Below are 2,399 nucleotides of genomic sequence, written 5' to 3' on the forward strand. Positions count from 1 at the left end.
TAATCCAGACGTAATCCACTCCCAGTTCCTTCAGATAATCCAGTTTTTCCGTGATTCCCCGGATATCACCGAATCCGTTTCCACTGGTATCCTTAAATGATTTTATATAAATCTGGTAGACGGTACTGTTCTTAAAATTCTCCATCATGATTCTCCTCTATGTATCTAAACTTCCGCAAGAATGCTCTCGCCGGCTGTCACATGCGCTGCCGTTGTCCAGGCGAGCGCCCCTCTGCTTCCCGGGTTCGTCACCACCATGATGGTGACAGCCGGGTGGCCGGCGGCTTTTATTTTCCCAATATCAAATCCAATCAGCCGGTCTCCCGCCTTCACCTGGTCTCCCGGTTTCACGTAAGCGGTGAAGCCGTCCCCGTTCATCGCCACGGTGTCCAAGCCAATGTGAAACAGCAGTTCCATGCCATCGGGCAGTGTGATTCCACAGGCGTGGAGACTGCCTTCCATCACCACAGATACGGTTCCGTCCGCAGGGGCCACCAGCACCGATGATTCCGGCTCCACGGCAATCCCGTCTCCCAGGACCTTTTCAGAGAATACCGGGTCCGGGACATCTTCGATGGCGATGACATTTCCGGTTAAAAATGCTTTTAAATCCTGGTGGGTCGTCTCAGCTGTCTTTGCTGCTTCCACTTCGGCAGAGCCAGTGTTTTCCGCTGCCTTGCCAATCCCTTTCTTCTTCCCAACGCCCACCGTCAGCACAAACGGCACCACGATGGCCACCAGCATTGCCACGGCAAAAACCATCATATACTGGGGCTGGATGGACAAAATGCCCGGAAGCCCACCCACGCCAATCGCGTTGGCCTTCACGCCAAAGACCACGGAAATCGCTGCCGCCACCGCGGAGCCCGCCATGGCACAGAAGAATGGGAATCCATACTTCAGATTCACACCGAACATAGCCGGCTCCGTCACTCCCAAGTAGCAGGAAATGCAGGAGGGAATGGACACCTCTTTGGCCTTCGCGTCATTTTTCTGCAAATAAGTCATAGCCAGAACCGCGGAACCCTGGGCAATGTTGGACAGCGCAATCATAGGCCACAGCGTCGTCCCGCCAAAATCAGCAATCAGCTGAAGGTCGATGGCATTGCTCATATGGTGAAGCCCGGTGATGACAAGGGGCGCATAGAAAAAGCCAAACACAGCCGCAAACACACCTTTAAAGCTGGACGTCAAACCTGCATTTACAAAATCGGAAATCACGGAGCCAATCTTCCACCCAACCGGCCCCAACACGCCGTGGGCGACGATAACCGCCAGCAGCAGGGAGCAGAAGGGCACCACGATCATGGAGATGACTGCCGGGCATATTTTCCGGAAGAAGCGCTCCAGATATACCAGGGTAAAGCCGGCCAGAATCGCCGGGAGCACCTGGGCCTGATAGCCTATCATCTGCATCTGGAAGAAGCCGAAATTCCATACCGGAATATCCGCCGCGGCCGTCCCGGCCACCCCGTAAGCATTTAACAGCTGGGGCGACACCAGGGTGATGCCGAGGACAATGCCAAGCGCCTGTGTCGTTCCCATCTTCCGTGTGATGGACCAGACGATGCATACCGGCAGGAAATGGAAGACCGCCTCCCCGATCAGCCATAAAAAGCTGTTCACACCGGCCCAGAACTGGGACAGCTCCACCAGCGTTTTCGTCCCGCCGTCAAACAGTGCAATCTCGCCGATAATGTTGCGGAAGCCCAGTATCAGACCTCCCACGATAATCGCCGGAATCAGCGGTGCAAATATCTCCGCTAAGTTGGTCATCAGCCGCTGGAGCCCGCTCTGGTTCTGCTTTGCCGCGTCCTTCACCACATCCTTGGACGTGCCTTCCACCCCTGACACCGCCACGAAATCGTTGTAGTAGGTACTGACCACATTGCCGATAATCACCTGGAACTGGCCTGCCTGCGTAAAGGTTCCCTTCACCGTTGGCAGCTTCTCGATGGCCGCTTTATCCGCCTTTCCAGGGTCCTTCAACACAAAACGCATCCTGGTAACACAGTGGGATACCGCGGCGATATTCTCCTTACCGCCCACACATTTCAACAGTTCCCTGGACTCCTCCGTATACTTCCCCATATCCATACCTCCTGATAAATGTCTCCTGGTTTTTGAACTTGTTTAAACAAGTTGTTTCTATATTCACATTCTAACTTGTTTAAACAAGTTTGTCAATAGGTATTTTAAAAAAATAAGGATGACCCGGCGGCCGCCTCTCATGGCTTCCTGGTCATCCTCACTGTTGTCTGTTATTTCACCCGGTCATTCCACACAATCATTTACCCGGTTATTTCACACGATGGGCCGTATCATAGAACACGAAACAGTCCGGCCGGTGTCTGGACTGGGTGTTATTCAAACATGACGCCCTCCGCATTGTAGGTCAT

At 53.5% G+C, this 2,399-nt stretch carries 2 protein-coding genes; both read right to left on the reverse strand.

Going from position 1 to position 2,399, the window contains the following annotated elements:
* Window positions 1-145 (reverse strand): alpha-amylase family glycosyl hydrolase (locus tag HMPREF9473_RS20195; RefSeq protein WP_006782070.1); only part of this gene is annotated, 145 nt, incomplete at its 3' end.
* Between the two features lie 20 nt (window positions 146-165).
* On the reverse strand, window positions 166-2,091 hold the full coding sequence (gene treP / locus HMPREF9473_RS20200) for a PTS system trehalose-specific EIIBC component (RefSeq protein WP_006782071.1): 1,926 nt from the start codon (window positions 2,089-2,091) through the stop codon (window positions 166-168).
* Between the last annotated feature and the right edge of the window lie 308 nt (window positions 2,092-2,399).

It is taken from the genome of Hungatella hathewayi WAL-18680 (assembly GCF_000235505.1).
GTDB lineage: Bacteria > Bacillota > Clostridia > Lachnospirales > Lachnospiraceae > Hungatella_A > Hungatella_A hathewayi_A.

Coding starts and splice junctions, on each gene's coding strand:
- treP (WP_006782071.1), bottom strand. CDS start 2,091: ATGGGGAAGTATACGGAGGAGTCCAGGGAACTGTTGAAATGTGTGGGC.